The organism is Bacillus sp. 205(2023), from assembly GCF_037027485.1.
GTDB classification, from domain to species: domain Bacteria; phylum Bacillota; class Bacilli; order Bacillales; family Bacillaceae; genus Bacillus; species Bacillus halotolerans.
Genome location: NZ_JAXCHF010000001.1, coordinates 778,003 through 801,552 on the forward strand (window position 1 = coordinate 778,003; position 23,550 = coordinate 801,552).

A 23,550-nucleotide genomic window follows, 5' to 3' on the forward strand; every position below is an offset into this window, starting at 1 on the left:
ACAAGCCTTCTCCTTTTTCCCTATATTCTATAATATTTTTTCTAAAAAGTCCTGTGCTCTTTTGGATTTCGGCGAAAGAAAAAATTCTTTCGGATTGCCATCCTCGACAATCATTCCTTCATCCATAAATAACACGCGGTCGGCCACTTCTTTTGCAAAGCCCATTTCGTGTGTAACGATTACCATGGTCATACCGGTTTCGACCAGTTCTTTCATGACCTGGAGCACTTCTTTGACCATTTCAGGGTCAAGCGCGGATGTCGGCTCGTCGAACAGCATGATTTCAGGATTCATTGCCAAAGCACGAGCGATGGCAACACGCTGCTTTTGTCCGCCTGATAAACGGTTTGGATAGTCATTTCGCTTTTCAAACAATCCGACTTTGCGCAGCAGCTCTTCGGCTTTTCCCTGTGCAGTCTGCTTTGATTCTTTTTTGACATTTACAGGTGCGTACATGATATTTTCGAGAACCGTTTTGTGCGGAAAAAGATGAAAATGCTGAAATACCATTCCGATGTTTTCCCGTACCTTTAATGTATTGGTTTTCGGCTGCGTGATCTCTTTGTCTTTAATTGTGATGATTCCGCCGTTAGGTTTCTCCAAAAGATTCAAACAGCGAAGAAATGTTGATTTGCCTGAGCCTGAAGGGCCGATGACGGCAACAACCTCACCTTCAGCGATGTTTGTTGAAATGTTTTTTAATACTTCATGTTTCCCAAATGATTTTGACAGCTTTTCAACCTTAATCATTGGATTTCAGCTTCCTTTCTACAGCCTTGCCGATAAACGTTAAAATAAGGACAAGCACATAATAAATCAATCCGGCGATAATCAGCGGCTCAAGGTAATTGTAAGTGGCGGCGCCAGCTTGATAGGCGCGTCTCATGACATCGCCAAGACCAATAACGGTAACGATCGCCGATTCTTTTGTTAACGTAATTAATTCATTTACAATAGCAGGTGATATATTTTTGAAGGCCTGCGGCAAAAGCAGATCCTTCATCATTTTGCCGTACGGAACACCCAGTGCGACAGCAGCCTCTTTTTGCCCTTTATCAATTGCGTTGATTCCCGCTCTGATAATTTCCGATACATAAGCAGCGGAATTCAGTGACAATGCGACAACCGCCGCCCAAAACTGGTCAATTTGAAAGCCGAGCAGCTGCGGGAGCCCGAAATAAACAATCATAAGCTGCAGCACTAAAGGCGTGCCGCGAAATACTGATGTGTAAAAATCAGCAATCCAGATCAGCGGGCGGAATGTGCTGATCTTGCATAAGCTTAGCACAATCCCTAATATAAGTCCGATAATAGCAGATACAACAACAATTTTTAATGTGATTGCTAAGCCTTCTAATATAAAAGGAATTTGGGGAATCGTTGCTGAAAAATCCAAATTCATAGCCTTTGTCTCCTTTTCTTACAGGAAAAAAGATTTCCTATTCAATAAAAAGGCTCAACGAAAAAGTTGAGCCGCTTTTTTTACTTCTCGCCAGTGAACCATTTTTTCTTCAATTTATCGAGCTCTCCGTTATCTTGCATTTCTTTGAGCGCTTTATTGAATTTGTCCGTCAGCTCACTGTCTTTTCTGAAAGCAATCGCAGAACCGGCTTCTTCCGCTTTCGCATCAGGAATCACGAAGCCCTGCAGGTCATCATTTGATTTGAAATACCCTTCTGCCACCATGTCTTCAATAATCGCGGCGTCAAAGCGGTCAGATTTGATTTCCTGCACCAAATCAGAAATTCTGTTGCGGTCTTCTGTTTTGAAATCATATTCCGGAGAAAGCTCTTTCCCCTTCTCTTCCTGAATGGAGCCAAGCTGAACGCCGACTGTTTTTCCTTTCAGATCTTTTAAAGACTTAATGCCGCTGTCTTTTTTGCTGACAATCATATGATTGGCTGTGTAATATACATCGGAAAAATCAACTTGTTTTTTACGGTCAGGCGTCGGTGTCATTCCTGACAAAACCAAATCCACTTGTTTTGATTTCAGTGCTGTAATTAAGCTGTTGAAGTCCATATCCTGCACTTCAATTTCGTAGCCGGTTTTCTTCGCAAGGGCCTTTGCCAACTCTACATCAAAACCGACAATGTTATCGCCATCTTTATATTCAAACGGTTTGTAATCCGCCGAAGTTCCCATAACTAATTTTTTCTTGCCGCTTTCTGAACCTGAACTGCTTGAGCCGCAAGCAGATAATGCAAAGGTGATGCACGCAGCTATCAGTAATAAGAGCCATTTTTTCATGATCCATTTCCCCCATATTCATTACTTTTATCATATTTGAATATTTATTCGTTAATTTGTATTTTAAACACTTTCTTATTTTTATGCAATACTATTTTTAAAAATTATCTCGAAGCTTATTTTTCCAGCAATCTCTTTTCATATTACTAGATAAAAGGACATCTTCTGTAGCGTAGCCATTGAATAAAATCTAATATTTATTCATTATGACTTTGAATTTTATGCACAAAAAAAACCCGTGCCGCTCGGGCATCCGGGGTTTTATCTTATACTTCTTCGCAATATTCTTCGAAGGCTTCCTGCAGTTTAGAGACAACCGCCATCGGCTCATGGCCTTCAATTTCATGACGCTCCACCATTTTCATGATTTTCCCGTCTTTTAGAATAGCAAATGACGGAGAAGATGGCGGATATCCTTCGAAATATTCGCGTGCTCTTGCCGTCGCTTCTTTATCCTGTCCCGCAAACACAGTCACGAGCTGGTCAGGTCTTTTGTCATAATGAACGGAATGGTATGCAGCCGGTCTTGCGATCCCGCCCGCGCATCCGCAGACAGAGTTGACCATGACAAGCGTCGTTCCTTTTTTCGTAAGTGCCTCGTCCACCTCTTCAGCTGTTTTCAGCTCGGTATATCCGGCAGCCGTAATTTCTTGTCTCGCTTGGCGGACAACATCATTCATAAATAAATTAAAGTCCATGTTCAATGAAGACCTCTCCTTTTTCATCATCTATTCTTATGATAGCAAGGAAACCGCCTTATCGGCAAATGCCACCGCTTATATCGGAGGATTTTTTGCTTTCCGTTTACTGCTTACAAGAAAAGGGAATTATATGATCAGATGTATAAATAAAGGAGCAGTTTTGTATGAGTCACAGGAAAGCTTTACTTATTCATAACGGAAACGCCGGCAACAAAAATATAGAAAAAGCATTAGGAGCTGTTGTGCCGGTGTTATCACAATCGTTAGATGAGGTGATCATTAAACAGACAAAGAAAAAAGACGATGCCTATCATTTTTGCCGTTCGATAGATGATTCTGTCGAGACTGTCTTTATTCTCGGCGGCGACGGTACAGTCCATCAATGCATCAATGGCATCAGTACTTTAGAAAGAAGGCCAGCTGTCGGTATTTTGCCCGGCGGAACGTGCAATGACTTTTCAAGAGTGCTGGGCATTCCTCAAAATCTTGCAAAGGCAGCCGAAGCACTTGTGTCAGGAAAAAAATCCAGAGTTGATGTATGCCAGATGAACGATCGTTATTTTTTGAATTTCTGGGGGATCGGCCTGATCGCAGAAACATCGAATCAAATCAACGAAACGGAAAAAGCCCTATTAGGAAAAATCAGCTATTTTACAAGCGCGTTACGGACCGTCTCATCTGCTGAATCCTTTCCTATTTCATTGACAATCGATGGGCAAGAGATAAAAGATGAAGCCGTTATGCTGCTTGTCATGAACGGACAGTACATCGGAACGAATCGAATTCCCCTGCCGGATGCCAGTATATGTGACGGATTACTTGATATCCTCATTTGCCGCAGCACCAATCTCTCCGCTTTGCGCGAGCTGATGAATATGGAACAGGGCACAATAGAGCGGTTCACCGGAGAGCTGTCCTATGTTCAGGCCTCTCGCGTCGAAATTGAAACGGATACTGTTAAAAAGGCTGATACAGATGGAGAAGTGTACACACATACACCGGCTGTGATTCAAGTCCTTCCGCAGCACATTGACATGCTTATTCCCCGCAATGAATAACTGTCCGCTGGTAAAGGACGTTTATAAAGAGCGAACAGCTTTATAGAAAGAAATCCGTTGACTCTCCCCTAAGAGGAGGTCTTACAGTATAAGGGATACACTTTCGTAAAAAGGGGAAGTCACATGAAGAAACAGAACATCACATTAGCTATATTATTAACCAATTTATTCATTGCCTTTTTAGGGATCGGGCTTGTGATTCCGGTAACGCCCGCGATTATGAATGAATTGCATTTATCCGGTACCGCGGTCGGCTATATGGTTGCATGCTTCGCTGTTACGCAGCTTATTGTGTCACCAATCGCCGGACGCTGGGTTGACCGCTTCGGACGCAAAATTATGATCGTGATTGGCCTGTTGTTTTTTAGTGTTTCAGAGTTTTTATTCGGCATCGGAAAAACAGTTGACATTTTATTTATATCCCGTATGCTTGGCGGCATCAGTGCTGCTTTCATTATGCCCGGGGTCACGGCTTTTATCGCCGATATCACTACTGTTAAAACACGGCCGAAAGCGCTCGGCTATATGTCAGCCGCTATTTCAACAGGTTTTATTATCGGTCCCGGCATTGGCGGATTTTTAGCGGAAATCCATTCCCGGCTGCCTTTCTTCTTTGCGGCAGCCTTTGCGTTAATAGCAGCCATTTTATCGATGCTAACGCTTCGGGAACCGGAGCGAAATCCTGAGAATGAGAAAATAGAGGGCCAAAAGACAGGATTCAAGCGGATTTTTGCACCTATGTATTTCATTGCTTTTCTTATCATTTTAATATCGTCTTTTGGATTAGCATCGTTTGAATCTTTATTTGCGTTATTCGTTGATCATAAATTCGGATTTACGGCCAGTGACATTGCCATTTTGATAACTGGGGGAGCGATTGTCGGAGCCATCACGCAAGTCGTCTTATTCGACCGCTTCACAAGGTGGTTTGGGGAAATCCGTTTAATCCGCTACAGCTTAATTCTCTCAACTAGTCTTGTGTTTTTGCTGACCATCGTAAATTCATATGCTGCGATTTTATTAGTTACCTTCACCGTATTTGTCGGATTCGATCTTATGCGGCCGGCCGTAACAACCTATCTGTCAAAAATTGCGGGAAATGAACAGGGGTTTGCCGGCGGGATGAATTCAATGTTTACGAGTATCGGCAATGTGTTCGGCCCCATTATCGGGGGAATGCTATTCGATATTGACTTAAACTATCCATTCTATTTTGCAACAGCAGCTTTAGCCATAGGCATTGCGCTGACCATTGCCTGGAAAGCCCCTGCCCATATAAAAGCCAGTATGTAAAAAAAGCGTATTCTTTGTGTACTGCAAAGGATGCGCTTTTTTATTATACTGATCATAAGGGGAGTGATGGCATGAAGGACTCGTTTTACTCAATTGGAGAAGTTTCAAAACTGGCAAATGTGTCGATTAAAGCGCTTCGGTATTACGATAAGATTGATTTATTTAAACCCGCCTACGTCGACCCGAATACCAAATACCGCTTTTATACAGACTCCCAGCTCTATCATCTTGATTTGATTAAATCATTAAAATATATCGGCACACCTTTAGAAGAGATGAAAAAGGCACAGGAATTAGAGATGGAAGAACTGTTTTCTTTTTATACAGAGCAGGAAAAGCAAATCAGGGAGAAATTAGATTTTTTATCAACATTGGAGCAGACCATTACTCTGGTGAAAAAGCGAATGAAACGGCAGATGGAATATCCTGCGCTCGGTGAGGTGTTTGTTCTAGATGAAGAAGAAATACGGATTATACAGACAGAGGCAGAGGGAATCGGGCCTGAAAACGTGCTCAACGCTTCATACAGCAAACTAAAAACCTTTATCGAATCAGCTGATGGGTTTACGAACAATAGCTACGGTGCTACTTTCTCGTTTCAGCCGTACAACAACATTGATGAAATGACTTACCGTCATATTTTCACGCCTGTCTTAACGAATAAACAAATTTCTTCGATTACGCCGGATATGGAAATCACAACGATACCAAAAGGCAAATATGTTTGTATCGCTTATAATTTCTCTCCGGAGCATTATTTTCTCAACTTACAGAAGCTGATTAAGTATATCGCGGACCGTCAATTAACGGTTATCAGTGATGTTTACGAGTTAATCATACCGATTCATTATTCTCCGAAAAAACAAGAAGAATATCGGGTTGAGATGAAAATTCGAATCGCAGAATAATGGTACATAGAAAAAGAGCATTTTTTGAAGTTATCGTTCAAAAAATGCTCTTTCTGTTTGTTTAGTAGACAGAGGTTTTCTCATCTATAGATTCTAAAATTTCTTTGACACGCGCCAGGAATCTTCCGCACACGAGGCCGTCAAGCACTCTGTGATCTAAAGACAGGCACAGATTGACCATATCTCTGACCGCAATCATGCCGTGATCCATGACAACCGGGCGTTTGACGATCGATTCCACTTGAAGAATCGCAGCCTGAGGATAATTGATGATTCCCATCGACTGAACAGATCCGAAAGAACCTGTATTGTTGACGGTAAACGTTCCTCCCTGCATATCGTCTGCTGACAGTTTTCCGTCTCTTACCTTTTTGGCAAGGTCGGTAATTTCTCTCGCAATGCCTTTAATTGTTTTTTCATCAGCGTTTTTGATCACCGGAACAAATAAAGAATCTTCCGTGGCAACCGCGATTGAAATATTGATATCTTTTTTCTGAATGATTTTGTCCCCCGCCCACATGCTGTTCATTTGCGGGTATTCTTTTAACGCCTGAGCGACCGCTTTTACGAAAAAAGCGAAAAAAGTTAAATTAAAGCCTTCTGTTTTCTTGAAGGAATCTTTTATACTGTTTCGGTATGCCACCATGTTTGTGACATCGACTTCCATCATCGTCCAAGCGTGAGGAATTTCTGTTTTGCTTCGTTTCATATTTGAAGCTATCGCTTTTCTAACAGCTGTGACAGGAATTTCTTTATCCCCGGCTGCTGAAGCAGGAGGAGAAACATCTTCTTTCGTCTCCTGTTTTTGCGCTGGTGCAGGAGCTGCTGCTTTTGGCTCCTCAGTCCGTTCGGAAACGCCGCCTGAATCAATGATACGCTGAATATCTTTTCTCGTAATCCTTCCTCCGGCGCCCGTTCCTGTCACTTGCTCAAGATCAATGCCGTGCTCTCCGGCCAAACGAAGTACGGCTGGAGAAAAACGTTTCTTATTGGCCTGGCTGGCTGCTTCAGTGCGGCTTTCAGGAGCAGCTTGCCTGTCAGTTGGCGCTTCCGTCTGATCTTGTTTTTGTTCAGCCGGCTTTACGCCTTCTGTTTCGATTTTGCAAATCACTTCTCCGACTTGCAGGGTCTGGCCTTCTGCTCCCACAAGCTCTGTTATTGTACCGGTAAAAGAGGACGGAACCTCCGCGTTTACCTTATCTGTCATAACTTCCGCAATCGGATCGTATTTGTTCACCTTATCTCCAGGGGCGACAAGCCATTTACTGATCGTGCCCTCTGTTACGCTTTCGCCAAGCTGCGGCATCGTCATTTGTTCTATTGCCATGATCGTATCCTCCTTACGTCTTTAAAACTCCGCTAATTCTCTCATCGCCGCTTCTACTTTATCAGGGTTGAGCATAAAGTATTTTTCCATTGTCGGCGCATAAGGCATAGCCGGAATATCAGGACCTGCAAGCCGTTTGATCGGCGCGTCTAAGTCGAACAGACAATGCTCGGATATAATGGCAGCCACCTCACTCATGATACTGCCCTCTTTTGTATCTTCTGTGACCAAAAGGACCTTTCCAGTTTTGGATGCGGCTTCGATGATCGCTTCTTGATCAAGCGGGTATACCGTTCTTAAATCCACCACATGTACAGAAATGCCGTCTTTTTCGAGACGTTCTGCAGCCTGTAAAGCAAAGTGGACACAAAGCCCGTATGTGATCACTGTGATGTCGTCGCCTTCCCTTTTTACATCAGCTTTGCCGATAGGAAGTACATAATCATCTGCCGGAACCTCTCCTTTGATCAGACGATACGCTCGCTTGTGCTCAAAAAACAGCACCGGGTCTTCATCACGAACTGCGGCTTTTAAAAGTCCTTTCGCGTCATATGGCGTTGAAGGCATCACAATTTTCAGTCCGGGCTGATTGGCGAAAATCGCTTCGACTGATTGAGAATGATAAAGCGCTCCGTGCACGCCGCCACCGTACGGCGCTCTGACAACGATCGGGCAGCTCCAGTCATTGTTGCTGCGGTAGCGGATTTTAGCAGCCTCAGAAATAATCTGGTTTACCGCCGGCATAATAAAATCAGCAAACTGCATTTCAGCAATCGGCCTCATGCCGTACATAGCCGCTCCGATACCGACTCCGGCGATCGCTGATTCAGCAAGCGGCGTATCCATGACACGCTCTTCTCCAAATTGTTCGTACAGGCCGGCTGTGGCTTTAAATACACCGCCTTTTTTTCCTACATCTTCCCCAAGAACGAAGACACTTGAATCTCGTTCCATTTCTTCTTTCATTGCCAAATTGATCGCATCAATATATGACATTACTGACATTTATACTTCCTCCCTACTTCGCATACACATAATCGAGCGCTGACTCAGGAACTGCATAAGGAGCGTTCTCCGCTTCATCTGTCGCCTCGTTTATGATTGCCATGATTTCGTCCAGCATGGTTTGTTCTATCTCTTCGGTCAGCAGGCCTATTTCCTTTAAGTAAGCTTGATAAGTAAACAGGGGATCACTTTTTTTCGCTTCCTCTACTTCTTCACGGCCTCTGTAGCTGCTGTCGTCGTCATCGCTGGAATGCGGAGTCAAGCGGTAAGAAATCGTCTCAATTAAGGTAGGGCCTTCTCCTCTGCGCGCCCGTTCACGCGCTTCTTTCACCGCTTGATAAACTTCGAGCGGATCGTTTCCATTCACAGTTACGCCAGGCATTCCATAGCCTACGGCACGATCTGAAATATTTTCACATGCTACTTGCTTATCGTAAGGGACCGAAATCGCGTATTTGTTGTTTTCACACATAAAAATAACCGGAAGCTTATGAACAGCGGCAAAGTTTGCCCCTTCATGGAAATCGCCTTGGTTTGAAGATCCTTCTCCAAATGTGACAAAAGCCGCGATATCTTTTTTCTCCATGCGTCCAGCCAGCGCAATGCCGACCGCATGCGGCACTTGCGTTGTTACCGGAGACGACCCCGTCACGATCCGGTTTTCCTTTTGACCGAAATGCCCCGGCATTTGGCGGCCTCCTGAGTTTGGATCTGCTGCTTTGGCAAACCCGGACATCATTAAATCCTTCGCAGTCATGCCAAACGCAAGCACGACACCCATGTCTCTATAGTAAGGCAGTACATAGTCCGTTTCACGGTCAAGGGCGAAAGCTGCTCCTACTTGTGCTGCTTCCTGTCCTTGACAAGAGATAACAAACGGGATTTTACCAGAGCGGTTTAACAGCCACATTCTTTCATCGATTTTTCTTGCTAACAGCATGGTTCTATACATATCAACGGCTTCCTGATCAGTCAGCCCTAATGCTTGATGTCGGTTTGTACTCATTCAAGCGCCTCCTTTATGCTTTTAAAAATGAATGGCTTTGCCATCTGCAGCAAGCGCTGCTTCTCCAATCGCTTCAGACAGCGTTGGGTGCGGGTGGATCGTTTGTCCGACCTCCCATGGCGTCGCATCCAGCACTTTTGCAAGACCTGCCTCTGATATCATGTCAGTGACATGCGGGCCTATCATATGCACGCCGAGAATATCATCCGTTTCACGGTCCGCCACGATTTTTACAAATCCGTCGCTTTCTCCATATACAAGCGCTTTTCCAATTGCCATAAATGGGAACTTGCCGATCTTGACATTATGCCCATTCGCTTTTGCCTCATCTTCTGTTAAGCCGACACTGGCAGCTTCAGGGCTTGAGTAAATGCACTTCGGAACAAGTGTCGGATCAAGCGGATGCGGATTGATACCCGCAAAATGCTCAACGGCAATGATTCCTTCATGCGATGCAACATGAGCTAACTGAAGGCCACCGATTACGTCTCCGATTGCATAAATATGAGATTCCTTCGTTTGGCAGCTTTCATTTACTGAAATGACGCCATTCTCAGTGACAATATCGGTGTTTTCTATACCGATTCCTTCGATATTTGCCTGTCTGCCGATGGAAACGAGCATTTTTTCAGCAGAGTAGGTAACGGTTTCTCCGTCTTTTTCCGCTTGTATGCTGATTTCGCCTGACGATTTTTTCAACGTATCAGGCAGCACTTTAGCTCCTGTGACAAACTGAATTCCTTTTTTTATAAGAAGGCTTTGCATTTCTTTTGAAATGTCCTGGTCTTCAGTCGGCAATATCCGGTCCGCATATTCAATAACCGTTACGTTTACGCCAAAGTCATGAAGCATGGATGCCCATTCGATTCCAATGACCCCTCCGCCGACGATGATCATCGATTTTGGAAGTTCCTCCATTTGGAGCGCTTCATCCGAGGTCAAAACAAACTCTCCGTCCGCTTCCAGACCCGGAAGCATTCTCGGCCTTGAACCTGTAGCTATAATGACCTGCTTCGGGATCAGCATATCATTTTCTTCGCCATTTCCCCGTTCAACAGAAATCGTTCCCGGCAGCGGAGAGAAAATAGACGGTCCGAGGATGCGCCCATATCCGTCATACACGTCAATTTTTCCTTTTTTCATTAAATGATTGACGCCTGCTGCAAGCTTATCGACAACAGCCTGCTTACGGTGTTGTACCTTTTCAAAGTTGAGGGAAACGCCGGACGTTTCGACTCCGAATTGATCGGCTTCACGGGCTGTCCGGTACACTTCCGCGCTTCTCAGCAGCGCTTTACTCGGAATACAGCCTTTATGCAGGCATGTTCCGCCGAGCTTTTCTTTTTCTACAACGGCTGTTTTTAAGCCGAGCTGCGCCGCTCTGATCGCCGCGACATAACCGCCTGTACCGCCGCCCAGAATGACTACATCATACTCAGTTGCCATCTGACTCACTCCTGTCTGTCTATTCAATGCAATATTGTTTGGATTGCTCTTCGCCCTGCAATACCCTGAGCGCCCCTTGGGCCAGAGATTGCAGTTCGTTTTCTCCCGGATATACTAAAACGTCCGAAATCCAATCTATGTATGATCTGATGCTGGAAACAAAGCTTTTGCCGTAAGCCAGACCTCCTGTCAGAACAATGGCCTCGACTTCGCCTTTTAAAACGGCGCTTGCTGCTCCGATTTCTTTCGCTACCTGATACGCCATGGCGTCAAAAATTAAGCGGGCTTTTTCATCGCCCTCCTGAATCATTTGTTCTACTTTCACAGCGTCATTTGTACCGAGATAACCGGAGAGCCCGCCGGTTCCCACCAGTTTTTTCATCATTTCTTCTTTTGTATATTTTCCTGAAAAGCATAAATTAACGAGATCCCCTGCAGGCACTGTTCCTGCGCGTTCAGGACTCAACGGCCCCTCTCCGTGAAGGCCGTTGTTGACATCGACCACCCGGCCCCGGTCATGTACACCTATTGTAATGCCGCCGCCCAAATGAGTAATGATCATTTTCATATTCTCATATCGTTTGCCAAGAGAGGCTGCCGCCTTACGGGCGACAGCTTTTTGGTTTAAAGCATGAAAAATGCTTTTCCGTTCAATTTCCGGCATGCCTGATATTTTAGCGAGCTCTGACATTTCGTCAACTACAACAGGGTCTACAATATAAGATGGAATGTTGAGGCCGTCAGCAATTTCTCTTGCGATAATGCCTCCTAAATTGGAGGCATGCTGTCCTGCATAACCGCTTTTCAAGTCCTCAATCATGTCGTCATTCACTTCATATGTCCCGCCTTCTATCGGGCGGAGAAGACCGCCTCTTGCACAGACAGCATCAAATTTTGAAATATTGATGCCCTGTTCATGAAGCGTTTCGAGGATATGCTTTTTTCGAAACTCATACTGGTCAATAATATGGTCGAACTGCTGCAGCTCTTCTATGTTGTGTCTCAGTGTTTTTTCAAAAATACTGCGTTCATTATGAAAAACACCGATTTTCGTTGAAGTTGAGCCTGGATTAATGGTGAGAATGCGTTTTTCATCATGTAGCATTTCAAAACCTCCAGATCAATTTCTTAGCGTCTGCTTAATATATGGTGGCCGTTTTGCAAAAACTGGCTTCTTGAGCGGCGATTGCGTTCAATTCGTTCTTCAGCCAAGCGGTCAGCCGCTAAATACGTCGGAATGCCGTCACGCTGGGAAATTTCAAGGACACGTTCAATATTGGCGTAAATGCCCTCAACCTTTTTCAGTGCACGTTCCGCATTATAGCCGTAAAGCTCATCCGCCACGTTGATAACGCCGCCCGCGTTGATGACGTAGTCTGGTGCGTAAACAATGCCCATTTCGTGAATTTGATCGCCGTGGCGAGTTTCTTTCAGCTGATTGTTAGCCGCGCCTGCAATCACTTTAGCTTTCAGCTGCTTAATAGTATCGTCATTGATGGTTGCACCAAGAGCACACGGCGCATAAATATCGCAGTTTTGTGAATAAATATCTTCTGGATCAACCGCACGAGCACCAAAATCTTGTACCGCACGTTCAACTGATTGCTTGTTGATATCCGTAACGATTAAGCTTGCTCCTTCTTCATGAAGGTGGCGGCATAGATTGTAAGCCACGTTGCCAACACCCTGTACAGCGATGGTTTTCCCTTCAAGAGAGTCCGTGCCGAATGCAGCTTTAGCGGCAGCCTTCATGCCTTTATACACCCCGTAAGCCGTAACAGGAGACGGATTTCCTGAAGAGCCGAACGCAGGAGAAATACCTGTGACAAAATCTGTTTCATCATGAATGATATCCATATCCTCAACCGTTGTGCCGACATCCTCAGCCGTAATGTATCTGCCGTTAAGCCCTTGAATATAACGGCCGAACGCGCGGAACATTTCTTCATTTTTATCCTTGCGCGGATCGCCGATGATAACCGTTTTTCCGCCACCCAGGTTTAAGCCTGCCGCCGCGTTTTTATAGGTCATGCCTCTTGCAAGTCTCAGTGCGTCTTCAATCGCAGCTTCTTCATTTTCATACGTCCACATTCTCGTTCCGCCGAGCGCTGGTCCCAGTGTTGTATCATGAATTGCGATAATTGCCTTTAATCCGGATTGTTCGTCTTGGCAGAAAACCAATTGCTCATAATCGTATTGCTCCATATATTTAAAAAGTTCCATATCAGTTCCTCCTAAAGTGTGTATTCTTCAGATGCGCATAATGCCAGCGCAATCGAATACAGTTTGTTTTCAGCGGAATCCGCTCTGCTCGTTAATGCAATCGGCGCTTTGGCCCCCGCAATGACAGCCGCCACGTGTGCTTTCGCAAAATAAATCAGTGATTTATATAAAATATTCCCCGCTTCAATCGAAGGGACAAGAAGGATATCGGCGCTGCCCGCTACGTCTCCCGAAATCTTTTTCTGAGCCGCGGCGATTTGCGATACTGCGTTATCCAAGGCAAGCGGTCCATCTACAATGCACCCTTTAATCTGCCCTCTTTTGCACATTTGGGCGAGAGCAGCTGCATTGACCGTCGCTTCCATCTTCGGATTTACCGTTTCTACCGCTGCAAGGGCAGCCGCTTTTGGCATATTGTTCCCTACTGCACGCGCGACATGAACAGCATTTTGAAGAATCTGCTGAAGCTCCTCCAGCGAAGGGGCAATATTCATAGCCGAATCTGTCACAAACATCAGTCTCTCAAAGTCAGGAATATCAAACACGGCCACATGAGAAAGGACACGGGATTTCCGCAGCCCTTCCTGTTTGTTTAATACCGCTTTAAGCAAAACAGAAGTCGGCACATTCCCTTTCATTAAGACGTCTGCTTTTTTTTGATGAACAGCGCGAACCGCTAGCTTCGCCGATTCCTCCGGCGTATTGGCATGAATGATTTCCACTTGATGCCCTTGCATGGAGGATGTCAGGTTGTTCAGTTTTTTGCTGTCGCCCACTAATAAAAAACGGACGGACAAATGCTCGGCTGCCAGTTTCACAGCCCGGATCACTTCCTCATCCTCAGCATGAGCAACCGCAATGATCTTGTTTTTGTACATCGACGCTTTGCCGATCAAATCTTTCAGCTTCATCAGTTACCACCTTTCTTGTCTCGACTCCGCTTTTTATTATGCAAGTTCTATGCCAGCTCGGTGCGATGCTGTCATGATGGATGCGAAGAAAGATTCGTGCAGACGTTTGCGCTTATTCTGCAAATTATTGCATGCCTTCATTTGCAAGGCCGTATTTATCCATTTTGTAATATAAATTTCGAATGCTGACGCCGAGGGCTTTCGCTGTTTTCGTACGGTTAAAATGATGCTTTTCCAGCGTTTGCTGAATCAAGTGCGCTTCAAATTTTTCAACGGCCTTAGACAGCTTTTCGCCTTCGATGTCAGGAAAATCAAAACCGGCTCCCTGTTCTGCGCTGCTTTCTTTTTGTTCTATTTCAAATACAGGCAAATGCTCTTTTTCAATCCATTCCATGTGCGGCTTCAGAAAAATCATTGCTCGTCCAAGGACATTTTCCAGCTCGCGGACATTCCCCGGCCAATGGTAAGCCGACAATGCCCGCAAAGCCTGCTGGGTCAGTCCCTTTACATTCCGGCCGTAATCGCGGTTAATCTTTTGAATGAGCCTTTCACTGAGCGCTTCAATGTCTTCAATCCGCTGACGCAAAGGGGGGATAGAGATGGGATAGCGATTGATGCGGTAATACAGATCTTCACGGAACGTCCCATCCGCCATTGCTTTTTCGATATTTACATTTGTGGCTGCAATAATTCTCACATTAACAGGGATTGCCTTCGTGCCTCCCACTCTGACGATCTCTTTTTCTTGAAGGACGCGCAGCAGTTTCGCCTGCATATTTTGCGTCAGCTCGCCGATTTCGTCTAAGAAAATGCTGCCGTTATTGGCTTCTTCAAATAAGCCCTTCTTGCCGCCGCGCTTCGCTCCCGAAAACGCGCCTTCCTCGTAGCCAAACAGTTCTGATTCCAGAAGATTTTCTGAAAGAGCGGCGCAATTTACGCGGATGAATTTATTGTATTTCCTGTCGCTTTCATTATGGATGGCATGGGCAAACAGCTCTTTGCCCGTGCCCGATTCTCCGCGCAGCAAAATCGTTGCCGGCGTTTTCGCTCCAAGCTTCGCCTGCTCAAGCGCAACCAGCATTTGCTCACTTTTGCCGATAATATCGTCAAAGGTATATTTCGCTTCGAGCGTGCGGATAATCTGCCTGGCCCTGTTAAGCTCCGCGGTTAGCATTTTAATTTCTGACACGTCATGGATCACGCCGACACTGCCTTTTAAAATGCCATCCACAATCACCGGCGCTACATTGACGATGACCTCTTTTTCATTCGGGCCGACTTTCATTCTGACGCCGCGCACTGGGCGTCTTGTCTCAAGCACCTTTAAATGCATGCTTTCCCCTTCAGAAATATCAGTGTTCGCCGGCTTGCCGATGACTTCTTTTTCAGAAAGCCCAGTCATTTTTGTGTATGCTTTATTGATCAACAGGCCAATGCCGTTTTCATCAACGACAGAAATCGCCTCGTCGGAGGATTGTATAATCGCCTCCAGCATCGTGCGCACCTGTTTTAAATTTGTCACTTCCTCCGCCAGCTCGACCGCATCTGTAATATCCTTAAATACACTGAGTGCTCCGAGCAGACGTCCGCCTTCATCAATGATCGGCAGCCTTGTTGTTACAATTTGCAAATTTTCACCCAAGAGCTGTTTTTGATTGTATTCAGGCTCTCTCGTTTTTAAAATCCGAGGCATCTTTGTGCTCGGGATGACTTCTTTGATCGGGCGTCCAATGACTTCCTCACGTTGTTTTCCCACCATATTTTCAGCCATATGATTAAACAGAATGATCTCTTCATTGATATCAATAAAAATCATTCCGTCGTGGGTGGAATTAAAGATTCGGTCATGTTTGTATGTTTGTTCTTTTAGCATTTGAATCAGCTGCTGTTTTTCTTCCATAAGCTGAAACACAATGTAAGCCATCTTTCCCGGCATAACAATGGTCTGCTCATGTTTTTCCTGAAGGAGTTCGTCAAGTACAGCTTGATCACCCGTTGTATGAATGACGATATCCGGCTTTTGTTGTATGTATGGTTTCCAATCAGATGAAACGGCAATTCCATAATGTTTTGCTTCTTTTAATCCCGGCGCTTCGGGGTTTTTGTCAACCACGGCAATAATGTCTATGATGGCTGTTTTAATGAGAATTTGTAATAACGCCGTTCCCCTTTTACCGGCACCTACGATCAGTACCTTCTGCATCCCGATACCCCTTTGTATGAAAAAATTTGCATACCTGTTTTTTCCGTTGCAATAATTTGCACAACCCTATGTTACCACGTTTTCTTCTCTTGACAAAATATTTTTTCCGCTGGACAATAAAGGAAATGAAAAATAAAGGGGTTTTCTGAACATGAGCCGACTTCTTGCGCTTTTGATTTTAGTGCTCCCCGGCGCCATTTCTGCTTTAGGCATTAAACTGATGAGAGATATGCTTTTCGGCCATACGGTAAAGCCGTTTTCGTCTCTTTGGCTCCAAGGTTTATCAGGATTAATCTTTTTCGTTTTCGGCCTGTATGTGCTGGCCGGGTTCATCTTGTACAGAGACAGAAAACGCAATCAAGTCAGTCCGCGATTCAGAAAACAAAAGATGTAAAAAAGCCGGAGAATGCTCCGGCTTTTTTGTTCGCATTATTTATCAGGCAAGACGGTCTTGGCAATCGTTTTGTCCAGCGCTTCATAATCATAATAAGAAATCGTTTCATACAGCTCCTTACGCGTCTGCATATCATCAAGCCCTTCTTTTTGCGATCCGCGCTCCCTTATCAAGCTAAACATCCGTTCATAAGCCTTTGCCGCAGCTCTGAGCGAGGTGACCGGATAGATCACCATCTGAAACCCCATAGCAGCAAATTCATCTGCATGATAATACGGCGTTTTCCCAAACTCAGTCATATTGGCAAGAAGCGGGACAGGGATCTGTTTAGCAAACTGGCGAAATTCGTTTTCCGTTTGAAGCGCTTCCGGGAAAATTGCGTCCGCTCCCGCCTCAATGTATGCCGAAGCGCGTTTTATTGCAGATTCAAGTCCTTCCTGCGCTCTTGCATCTGTACGGGCAACAATCACAAGTGATGGTGCCGCTTGTTTAATGACTTTTATTTTTTGCGCCAATTCCTGAGCCGGGACAAGCTGTTTGCCATTCAAATGCCCGCATTTTTTCGGAAGCTGCTGGTCCTCTATTTGCACAGCTGCCACCCTTGCTTCCAGCATCTCGCGGGCGGTGCGGGCAGCGTTTAATACCCCGCCAAAACCCGTATCAATATCAACAAGCAAAGGCAGGTCTGCTGCGCGGACAAGATCTTTTGCCCGTTCGGCCATTTCTGCCGACGTAACAATTCCGAGATCAGGCAGCCCCCTGCTGGCCGTATAAGCCGCACCCGATAAGTATAAGGCAGAAAAACCGGCCTCCTTCGCAAGCAAGGCGGCCATCCCGTCATGAGCGCCGGGAATTTGCAATATTTCCGGCGCACACATCAGCTTGCGGAAGCGTTCAGCAAGCTCTTCTTGTGACGATTGCTCATTGACGATCCAAGACATGATATGAGTCCTCCTTTCACATACAGAACATATCGACAAAATCGTTTACGCGCATGGTTTGTAATGTTTCAGAGCTGGTGCAGCGCTTGTAAATATGTTTTTGCTGCTTCTCAGAAAAATGGGTTTTGAGATTCGCAGAAAACTTTTCTAACAATTTTGGCACAGCCTCGCCTCTTCGAAAACGATGGCCCAGCGGAAATTCACATTCAACCATCTCTGTACTCGTTCCGTCTTTAAAATGAATCTGAACGGCATTTGAAATGGAGCGTTTATCTGGTTTGAGATAATCTTCCGTATATGCTTTGTTTTCAGTCACTTCCATTTTTTCTCGAAGTTTATCTATTCTTGGATCACTTGCCGTATCAGCCTCATAATGCTGTGCAGTGATATCACCGAATATTAAACCAATCGCTGTGATGTATTGCAGACAATGATCGCGATCCGCGGGATTATGCAGCGGGCCTTTTTTATCAATGATGCGAATAGCTGATTCATGCGTTTTGATAACAACACGGTCAATTTCATCGATACGGTCTTTGACATGCGGATGAAGAATGACGGCACACTCTGCCGCTGTCTGGGCGTGGAATTCCGCAGGATAAGAGACTTTGAACAACACATTTTCCATGACATAAGCGTCAAGCGGGCGGGCGAGCTTGATCTCTTTCATGTTGAATAATACGTCTTGAAAGCCCCAGCCCGGAGCGGTCAAAGCTGTCGGGTAACCCATTTCCCCTTTTAATGCCATCAGTGCGAGATGAACGCCCCTGCTGGTCGCATCTCCTGCGGCCCACGATTTGCGCGAGCCTGTATTAGGCGCATGCCGGTATGTCCGCAAGGCGGCATTGTCAATCCAAGCATTCGAAAGCGCATGATTGATTTCTTCCCTTCCGCCGCCCAGCAGCTTTGCGGCTACAGCCGTCGTTGCCACCTTGACAAACAATACATGATCAAGCCCGACACGGTTTAAGCTGTTTTCTAAAGCCAGCACACCTTGAATTTCGTGAGCCTTGATCATCGCTTCAAGGACGTCGCGAACCGTTAATGGCTCTTTTCCTTCAGACAGCCTCACTCTTGATACATAATCAGCCGCCGCAAGAATGCCGCCCAAGTTATCTGACGGATGCCCCCACTCCGCCGCAAGCCACGTATCGTTGTAATCAAGCCAGCGGATCATACACCCTATGTTAAATGCTGCCCGTACAGGATCAAGAACATATGACGTTCCCGGCACTCTGCTTCCGTTTGGCACACTGGTTCCGGGGACAATCGGGCCGAGCAGCTTGGTGCATTCGGGATAGCGGAGCGCTAAAATCCCGCAGCCGAGTGTATCCAGCAAAACGTGACCTGCCGTTGTAAACGCTTCTGAACTCGTAATCTCTTTCTCAAGCACATAGTCTGTTATTTCTTCAATGACATGATCCGTTTTCAGCATTCGACCCATTCCTTTCATGATTTGGATTTGTTCTCATATCGCGGGCCGGTATAGCGGACACGTGGGCGGAACAAGCGGTTATTGGTATGCTGTTCGATCACATGTGCGCATAAGCCTGCCGTTCTCGCACTGAAAAAGACAGGTGTATACAACGGAATTGGTATACCAAGCATCCAATACACCGGGGCGGCGTAATAATCCAAATTCGGATAAAGCCCTTTTTCCCGCTCCATCAGTTGCTCCCCTGCTTCACACATTTCGTATAAACGGTGATCTCCGGCTTGATTGGATAACTGCTGAAGCGCTTCTTTCATCATAAGCGCTCTCGGGTCCATTTTTTTCATGTACACCCGGTGGCCGAAGCCCATGATTTTTTCTTTTTTTCTCAGTTTTGATAACAGGATTTGTTCAAAATCAGCCTTTGTTTTTGCCTCCAAAAGCATATACATGACCGCTTCGTTTGCGCCTCCATGAAGATTCCCCTTCAAAGAAGCTACAGCTCCTGTCAATGCGCCATAAAGATCCGATTGTGTTGAAGCAATCACCCTGGCCGTAAAGGTTGAATTCGGCATCTCATGCTCACTGTACAGAATGAGTGAACGGTCAAAGATCCGCTCTTCCAATGCGGACGGTATTTTCCCTGTCATCATGTATAAGAAATTCGCGCTGTAGGATAGGTGCTGAAGCGGGAGAATCGGTTTTCCTTTATTTATCTTTCTATAGCTGCTTGCTGTGAGCGCAGGCATTTTCCCTAAAAGCTGATAGGCGCGTTCCTTGTTTGCAGAAGGCGACCGATCGTCAATTTGGCGGTCGTAGCCGGCAAGAGCCGATACCCCGGTTCGCAGACAATCCATCGGATGAGTATGTTCAGGCAGCAGCTCAAGAAGACGGACAATGTCAGCCGGCAGGTTTGAAGCGCTGTTGACCTTCCTTTTGACCGTTTCCGTTTCAATTTCATCCGGCAGCCTCGCCTCCAGCAATAGATGTACCAGTTCTAGATAGCTTTTGGTTTTTGAAAGATCAATTAAATCATAGCCTCGAATCAATATCTGGCTGTACTGTGTGTCAAGATAAGAAATATCCGTTTCTGCCGCGACGACCCCGTCCAGACCTGGAGAAAAATGCTGTTTACCATCCATATTCTCAACCTCCGCTTTGCGTTATGATCTGTCAGATTGCGCCAAGCAGGTGCTTGGAAATAATGAGTCTTTGAATTTCATTTGTACCTTCATAAATTTGTGTTACCTTTGCATCCCTAAGCAGCCGTTCGACCGGATAATCCTTCATATAACCATATCCTCCATAAATCTGGACTGCCTCAAGGGCAGCCTTCACCGCTGAATCGGAAGCAAATTGTTTAGCCATGGACGCTTCCTTTCCGCAGGCCATGCCGCGGTTATGGAGATCTGCCGCATGATAGACAAGGTGCCTTGCCGCCTCTGCTCTTGTCGCCATATCGGCGAGCTTAAACGATATGCCTTGATTGGCTGCGATAGGCCTGTTGAATTGGACACGCTGTTTCGCGTAAGCAACCGCATATTCTAGGGCAGCCTCTGCGATTCCCAGCGCTTGTGCTGCAATGCCGATGCGCCCCACATTAAGATTCGCCATCGCGATTTTAAATCCATCGCCCTCTTTGCCCAGCAAATTCTCTTCCGTCACTTCCGCATTTTCAAATATCAGCTCTGTTGTATTGGACCCGTGAAGCCCCAGCTTTCTTTCTTTTTTACCGACTGTAAAACCCGGTGTGTTCTTTTCAACGATAAAAGCCGAAATCCCGTTCCTGTTTTGGCCTGGGGCTGTTAAAGCAAACGTAATATAGACGTCAGCGGCACCGCCGTTTGTTATGAAAATTTTCGATCCGTTTAAAATATATTTGCCGTTCTTTTTGATTGCTGTGGTGCGAAGGCTCCCGGCATCCGATCCAGAGTAAGGCTCAGTCAGCGCAAATGCACCCAAGTAGTTGCCTGAGGCGAGTTTCGGTATATATTTCACTTTTTGCTCTTCGTTTCCGAAGTACAAAATCGGATTTGTGCCCACTGAGGAATGAACCGAAAGAATGACACCGACCGCCGCGCTGATTTTAGAAATCTCATGAATGGCCAAAATATAAGAAACAACGTCCGCTCCAGCGCCGCCATACTGTTCCGGCACTGGTATTCCCATCAAGCCGTGTTCACCCATTTTCTTCATTAGCTGAAATGGAAATTCATCTGTTTTCTCCATGACCTCCGCAGCAGGAGCAATTTCTTTTCGGGCAAAATCACGCACCATCTTTCGCATCATGACTTGCTCTTGGGTTAAATGCAACTCGGCCACCCCCGGATTGGAATTGACTTCAGGTATTCTTCTCCTCGCCGTAATGATAAAAGCCGCGTCCGCTCTTTTTGCCGAGCCACCCTGCTTTGACGTACTTACGAAGCAGCGGGCAAGGACGGTACTTGGAGTCTCCAAGCCCGGAGTGAAGGACTTCCATAATCGACAAACATGTGTCCAGCCCGATAAAATCAGCTAATTTAAGCGGACCCATCGGGTGATTCATGCCAAGCTTCATGACCTGGTCTATTGCGTCTGGCTCAGCTACCCCCTCATAAAGACAATAGATGGCTTCATTAATCATTGGCAGAAGCACACGGTTGGAGACAAATCCGGGAAAATCATTGACTTCCACCGGTGTTTTCCCCATTTTTTCTGCTAATGCCGTAATGGTTGATGCCGTTTCATCTGATGTCGCCAGGCCGCGAATAACCTCAACCAGTTTCATAACAGGGACGGGGTTCATAAAATGCATGCCAATGACATGTTCTGGACGATTTGTGACAGCTGCAATTTCTGTTATAGGCAAGGAAGATGTATTGCTGGCCAAAAGCGTATGAGCCGGGCAAATATGATCAAGGTTTTTGAACAATTTAGTTTTTGCCGTCATGTTTTCTGCAATTGCTTCAATCACAACATCCGCATGCTGCGCCTCCTCCAGCGCGGGGGAAAGCGAAATACGGCTGATAACAGCCTTCACTTCAGCTTCCGTCTTTCTTCCTTTTTCAGCAGCGCGGTTCAAATGCTTTTTTATGTGCTGAAACCCAGTATCCGCTGCCTCCGGATTCAAATCATACAGCCGCACATAAAAGCCGGCTTCAGCCGCTGTTTGGGCAATTCCGCTTCCCATCTGTCCGGCGCCGGCTACCATGATATGTTTGATTTCCATTCAAATCCCCTTCTCCGTCAATGTTTTAATGAACTTGAACCAAGACAGCGTCTCCCTGAGCCGCCCCGCTGCAAATAGCAGCAATACCCAGTCCGCCTCCCCGGCGCTTTAATTCGTACACAAGTGTCATCAAAATTCTCGCACCGCTAGCGCCGATCGGGTGGCCCAGCGCAATCGCTCCGCCATTTACGTTTACTTTTTCAAGATCAAACCCGACGATTTTTTCACATGTTAATACAACAGAAGCAAATGCTTCATTGATTTCAAAAAGATCAATATCCTGTAATGTAAAGCCGGTCTTTTTCAGCAGCTTGTTTATTGCGTATCCCGGAGCAGCCGCAAGCTCATGCGCTTGCATTCCGGCTGTTGAAAAACCAAGAATGGTTGCAAGAGGACGCTTTCCAAGTTCAGCGGCTTTTTCCTCAGACATTAATACAAATGCTCCCGCTCCGTCGTTGACTCCCGGCGCATTGCCGGCTGTAATGGATCCGTCACTCGAGTATATCGGAGATAGTTTCGCAAGCTGATCGAGAGTGGTATCGCGGCGAATCGCTTCATCTTTGTCAACAATGTTTGTTTTTCCTTTCCGGCCAAGCCAGCTGACAGGAACAATTTCTTCATCAAACTTTCCTTCATCGGCCGCCTCGGCCGACCGCTTGTGGCTTCGAAGGGCCCATTCATCCTGCTCTTTACGTAAAATTCCATATTCCTTGGCCGCCGTATTTCCGTGAACAGCCATGTGCACTTCATCAAAGGCGCATATTAATCCGTCATAAACCATTAAATCCCTTAGCTCACCGTTACCCATCCGCGCGCCCCAGCGGCCAGCGGGAACAGCATAGGGAATATTGCTCATGCTCTCCATGCCTCCGGCAACAAGAATGTCCGCATCATGCGCCCGAATCATTTGGTCACATAGAGTGACAGCGCGAAGGCCGGAGGCGCAAACTTTATTCAGCGTTTCCGATGGCACGCTCCAAGGCAGTCCGGCTAAACGGGCAGCTTGCCGGGAAGGTATCTGGCCCGCACCGGCTTGGACAACCATACCCATGACCGCGCCTTCCGCCTGATCTCCAGAGACTCCGGCACGCTTTAACGCCTCTTTCATAGCAGCGCCCCCGAGTTCAGCAGCTTTTACTTCTTTTAATGCCCCGCCAAATTTGCCAAACGGGGTTCTCGCAGCACTTACAATAACTGTTTTCCTCATAGTTCCACCTCAAATCAGAAGATAGACAGCGCTTACA

General features: G+C 46.0%; 22 protein-coding genes. 4 read left to right on the top strand and 18 right to left on the bottom strand.

What is annotated here, in order from left to right; genetic code table 11:
- Nucleotides 1-27: 27 nt before the first annotated feature.
- The 4 genes from artR to brxB all read right to left on the bottom strand — a co-directional run bounded on the left by artR (nucleotide 28) and on the right by brxB (nucleotide 2,954).
- Nucleotides 28-750 carry an arginine ABC transporter ATP-binding protein ArtR gene (gene artR / locus WA325_RS03750; RefSeq protein WP_336183207.1) on the bottom strand — a complete coding sequence of 241 codons (723 nt, stop codon included), beginning with the start codon at nucleotides 748-750 and terminating at the stop codon, nucleotides 28-30.
- Nucleotides 743-1,402 (bottom strand): arginine ABC transporter permease ArtQ, encoded by a 660-nt coding sequence (gene artQ / locus WA325_RS03755; RefSeq protein WP_014664528.1) that lies wholly within the window; start codon nucleotides 1,400-1,402, stop codon nucleotides 743-745. The genes artR and artQ overlap by 8 nt, the downstream gene beginning before the upstream one ends.
- Nucleotides 1,403-1,482: 80 nt before the next feature.
- Nucleotides 1,483-2,250, bottom strand: a complete 768-nt coding sequence (gene artP, locus WA325_RS03760) for an arginine ABC transporter substrate-binding protein ArtP (RefSeq protein WP_202853861.1) — start codon at nucleotides 2,248-2,250, stop codon at nucleotides 1,483-1,485.
- A 266-nt stretch (nucleotides 2,251-2,516) separates the two neighbouring features.
- Nucleotides 2,517-2,954, bottom strand: coding sequence for a bacilliredoxin BrxB (gene brxB / locus WA325_RS03765; RefSeq protein ID WP_024121978.1), 438 nt, complete (start codon nucleotides 2,952-2,954; stop codon nucleotides 2,517-2,519).
- A 161-nt stretch (nucleotides 2,955-3,115) separates the two neighbouring features.
- Here brxB and WA325_RS03770 point away from each other — a divergent pair, with 161 nt between their 5' ends.
- The 3 genes from WA325_RS03770 (at nucleotide 3,116) to WA325_RS03780 (ending at nucleotide 6,210) form a co-directional block, all read left to right on the top strand.
- Nucleotides 3,116-4,009 carry a YegS/Rv2252/BmrU family lipid kinase gene (locus tag WA325_RS03770; protein WP_105955616.1) on the top strand — a complete coding sequence of 298 codons (894 nt, stop codon included), beginning with the start codon at nucleotides 3,116-3,118 and terminating at the stop codon, nucleotides 4,007-4,009.
- A 123-nt stretch (nucleotides 4,010-4,132) separates the two neighbouring features.
- The gene (bmr, locus tag WA325_RS03775; RefSeq protein ID WP_105955615.1) at nucleotides 4,133-5,302 is read left to right on the top strand and encodes a multidrug efflux MFS transporter Bmr; all 1,170 of its coding nucleotides are present in this window, start codon (nucleotides 4,133-4,135) and stop codon (nucleotides 5,300-5,302) included.
- A gap of 71 nt (nucleotides 5,303-5,373) precedes the next feature.
- Nucleotides 5,374-6,210, top strand: a complete 837-nt coding sequence (locus WA325_RS03780; protein ID WP_336183208.1) for a MerR family transcriptional regulator — start codon at nucleotides 5,374-5,376, stop codon at nucleotides 6,208-6,210.
- Between the two features lie 61 nt (nucleotides 6,211-6,271).
- Here WA325_RS03780 and WA325_RS03785 read toward each other — a convergent pair whose 3' ends face one another.
- The 8 genes from WA325_RS03785 to WA325_RS03820 all read right to left on the bottom strand — a co-directional run bounded on the left by WA325_RS03785 (nucleotide 6,272) and on the right by WA325_RS03820 (nucleotide 16,331).
- On the bottom strand, nucleotides 6,272-7,537 hold the full coding sequence (locus WA325_RS03785; RefSeq protein WP_336183209.1) for a dihydrolipoamide acetyltransferase family protein: 1,266 nt from the start codon (nucleotides 7,535-7,537) through the stop codon (nucleotides 6,272-6,274).
- A 21-nt stretch (nucleotides 7,538-7,558) separates the two neighbouring features.
- Nucleotides 7,559-8,542 carry a 3-methyl-2-oxobutanoate dehydrogenase subunit beta gene (gene bfmBAB / locus WA325_RS03790; RefSeq protein ID WP_202853082.1) on the bottom strand — a complete coding sequence of 328 codons (984 nt, stop codon included), beginning with the start codon at nucleotides 8,540-8,542 and terminating at the stop codon, nucleotides 7,559-7,561.
- A gap of 13 nt (nucleotides 8,543-8,555) precedes the next feature.
- Nucleotides 8,556-9,548, bottom strand: a complete 993-nt coding sequence (gene bfmBAA / locus WA325_RS03795; RefSeq protein WP_336183210.1) for a 3-methyl-2-oxobutanoate dehydrogenase subunit alpha — start codon at nucleotides 9,546-9,548, stop codon at nucleotides 8,556-8,558.
- Between the two features lie 21 nt (nucleotides 9,549-9,569).
- Nucleotides 9,570-10,994 carry a dihydrolipoyl dehydrogenase gene (gene lpdA, locus WA325_RS03800; protein WP_202853081.1) on the bottom strand — a complete coding sequence of 475 codons (1,425 nt, stop codon included), beginning with the start codon at nucleotides 10,992-10,994 and terminating at the stop codon, nucleotides 9,570-9,572.
- 19 nt (nucleotides 10,995-11,013) lie between these two features.
- Nucleotides 11,014-12,099, bottom strand: coding sequence for a butyrate kinase (gene buk / locus WA325_RS03805; protein ID WP_105955610.1), 1,086 nt, complete (start codon nucleotides 12,097-12,099; stop codon nucleotides 11,014-11,016).
- Nucleotides 12,100-12,122: 23 nt separating this feature from the next.
- Nucleotides 12,123-13,217: a branched-chain amino acid dehydrogenase gene (gene bcd / locus WA325_RS03810; RefSeq protein ID WP_044154665.1), complete on the bottom strand. Its 1,095-nt coding sequence runs from the start codon at nucleotides 13,215-13,217 to the stop codon at nucleotides 12,123-12,125.
- An 11-nt stretch (nucleotides 13,218-13,228) separates the two neighbouring features.
- Complete coding sequence (gene yqiS / locus WA325_RS03815) at nucleotides 13,229-14,128, bottom strand: phosphate butyryltransferase (RefSeq protein WP_336183211.1); 900 nt, start codon at nucleotides 14,126-14,128, stop codon at nucleotides 13,229-13,231.
- Nucleotides 14,129-14,252: 124 nt separating this feature from the next.
- A complete protein-coding gene (locus WA325_RS03820; protein WP_105991961.1) occupies nucleotides 14,253-16,331 on the bottom strand; it encodes a sigma-54 interaction domain-containing protein in 2,079 nt (692 codons plus the stop codon).
- Between the two features lie 151 nt (nucleotides 16,332-16,482).
- Here WA325_RS03820 and WA325_RS03825 point away from each other — a divergent pair, with 151 nt between their 5' ends.
- Nucleotides 16,483-16,725, top strand: a complete 243-nt coding sequence (locus tag WA325_RS03825) for a DUF2627 domain-containing protein (RefSeq protein WP_024121990.1) — start codon at nucleotides 16,483-16,485, stop codon at nucleotides 16,723-16,725.
- Between the two features lie 35 nt (nucleotides 16,726-16,760).
- Here WA325_RS03825 and prpB read toward each other — a convergent pair whose 3' ends face one another.
- Genes prpB through WA325_RS03855 form a run of 6 tightly spaced genes read right to left on the bottom strand, consistent with a single transcriptional unit; the run spans nucleotide 16,761 to nucleotide 23,513 of the window.
- Nucleotides 16,761-17,666, bottom strand: a complete 906-nt coding sequence (gene prpB / locus WA325_RS03830; RefSeq protein WP_336183212.1) for a methylisocitrate lyase — start codon at nucleotides 17,664-17,666, stop codon at nucleotides 16,761-16,763.
- A gap of 16 nt (nucleotides 17,667-17,682) precedes the next feature.
- Nucleotides 17,683-19,101 (bottom strand): bifunctional 2-methylcitrate dehydratase/aconitate hydratase, encoded by a 1,419-nt coding sequence (locus WA325_RS03835; RefSeq protein WP_336183213.1) that lies wholly within the window; start codon nucleotides 19,099-19,101, stop codon nucleotides 17,683-17,685.
- A gap of 14 nt (nucleotides 19,102-19,115) precedes the next feature.
- Nucleotides 19,116-20,240, bottom strand: a complete 1,125-nt coding sequence (gene mmgD / locus WA325_RS03840; protein WP_336183214.1) for a citrate synthase — start codon at nucleotides 20,238-20,240, stop codon at nucleotides 19,116-19,118.
- Nucleotides 20,241-20,271: 31 nt separating this feature from the next.
- Nucleotides 20,272-21,411, bottom strand: coding sequence for an acyl-CoA dehydrogenase (locus tag WA325_RS03845; RefSeq protein ID WP_105955604.1), 1,140 nt, complete (start codon nucleotides 21,409-21,411; stop codon nucleotides 20,272-20,274).
- 28 nt (nucleotides 21,412-21,439) lie between these two features.
- Nucleotides 21,440-22,306, bottom strand: a complete 867-nt coding sequence (locus tag WA325_RS03850; protein ID WP_336183215.1) for a 3-hydroxybutyryl-CoA dehydrogenase — start codon at nucleotides 22,304-22,306, stop codon at nucleotides 21,440-21,442.
- Nucleotides 22,307-22,331: 25 nt separating this feature from the next.
- Nucleotides 22,332-23,513, bottom strand: a complete 1,182-nt coding sequence (locus WA325_RS03855; RefSeq protein WP_336183216.1) for an acetyl-CoA C-acetyltransferase — start codon at nucleotides 23,511-23,513, stop codon at nucleotides 22,332-22,334.
- Nucleotides 23,514-23,550 lie beyond the last annotated feature (37 nt).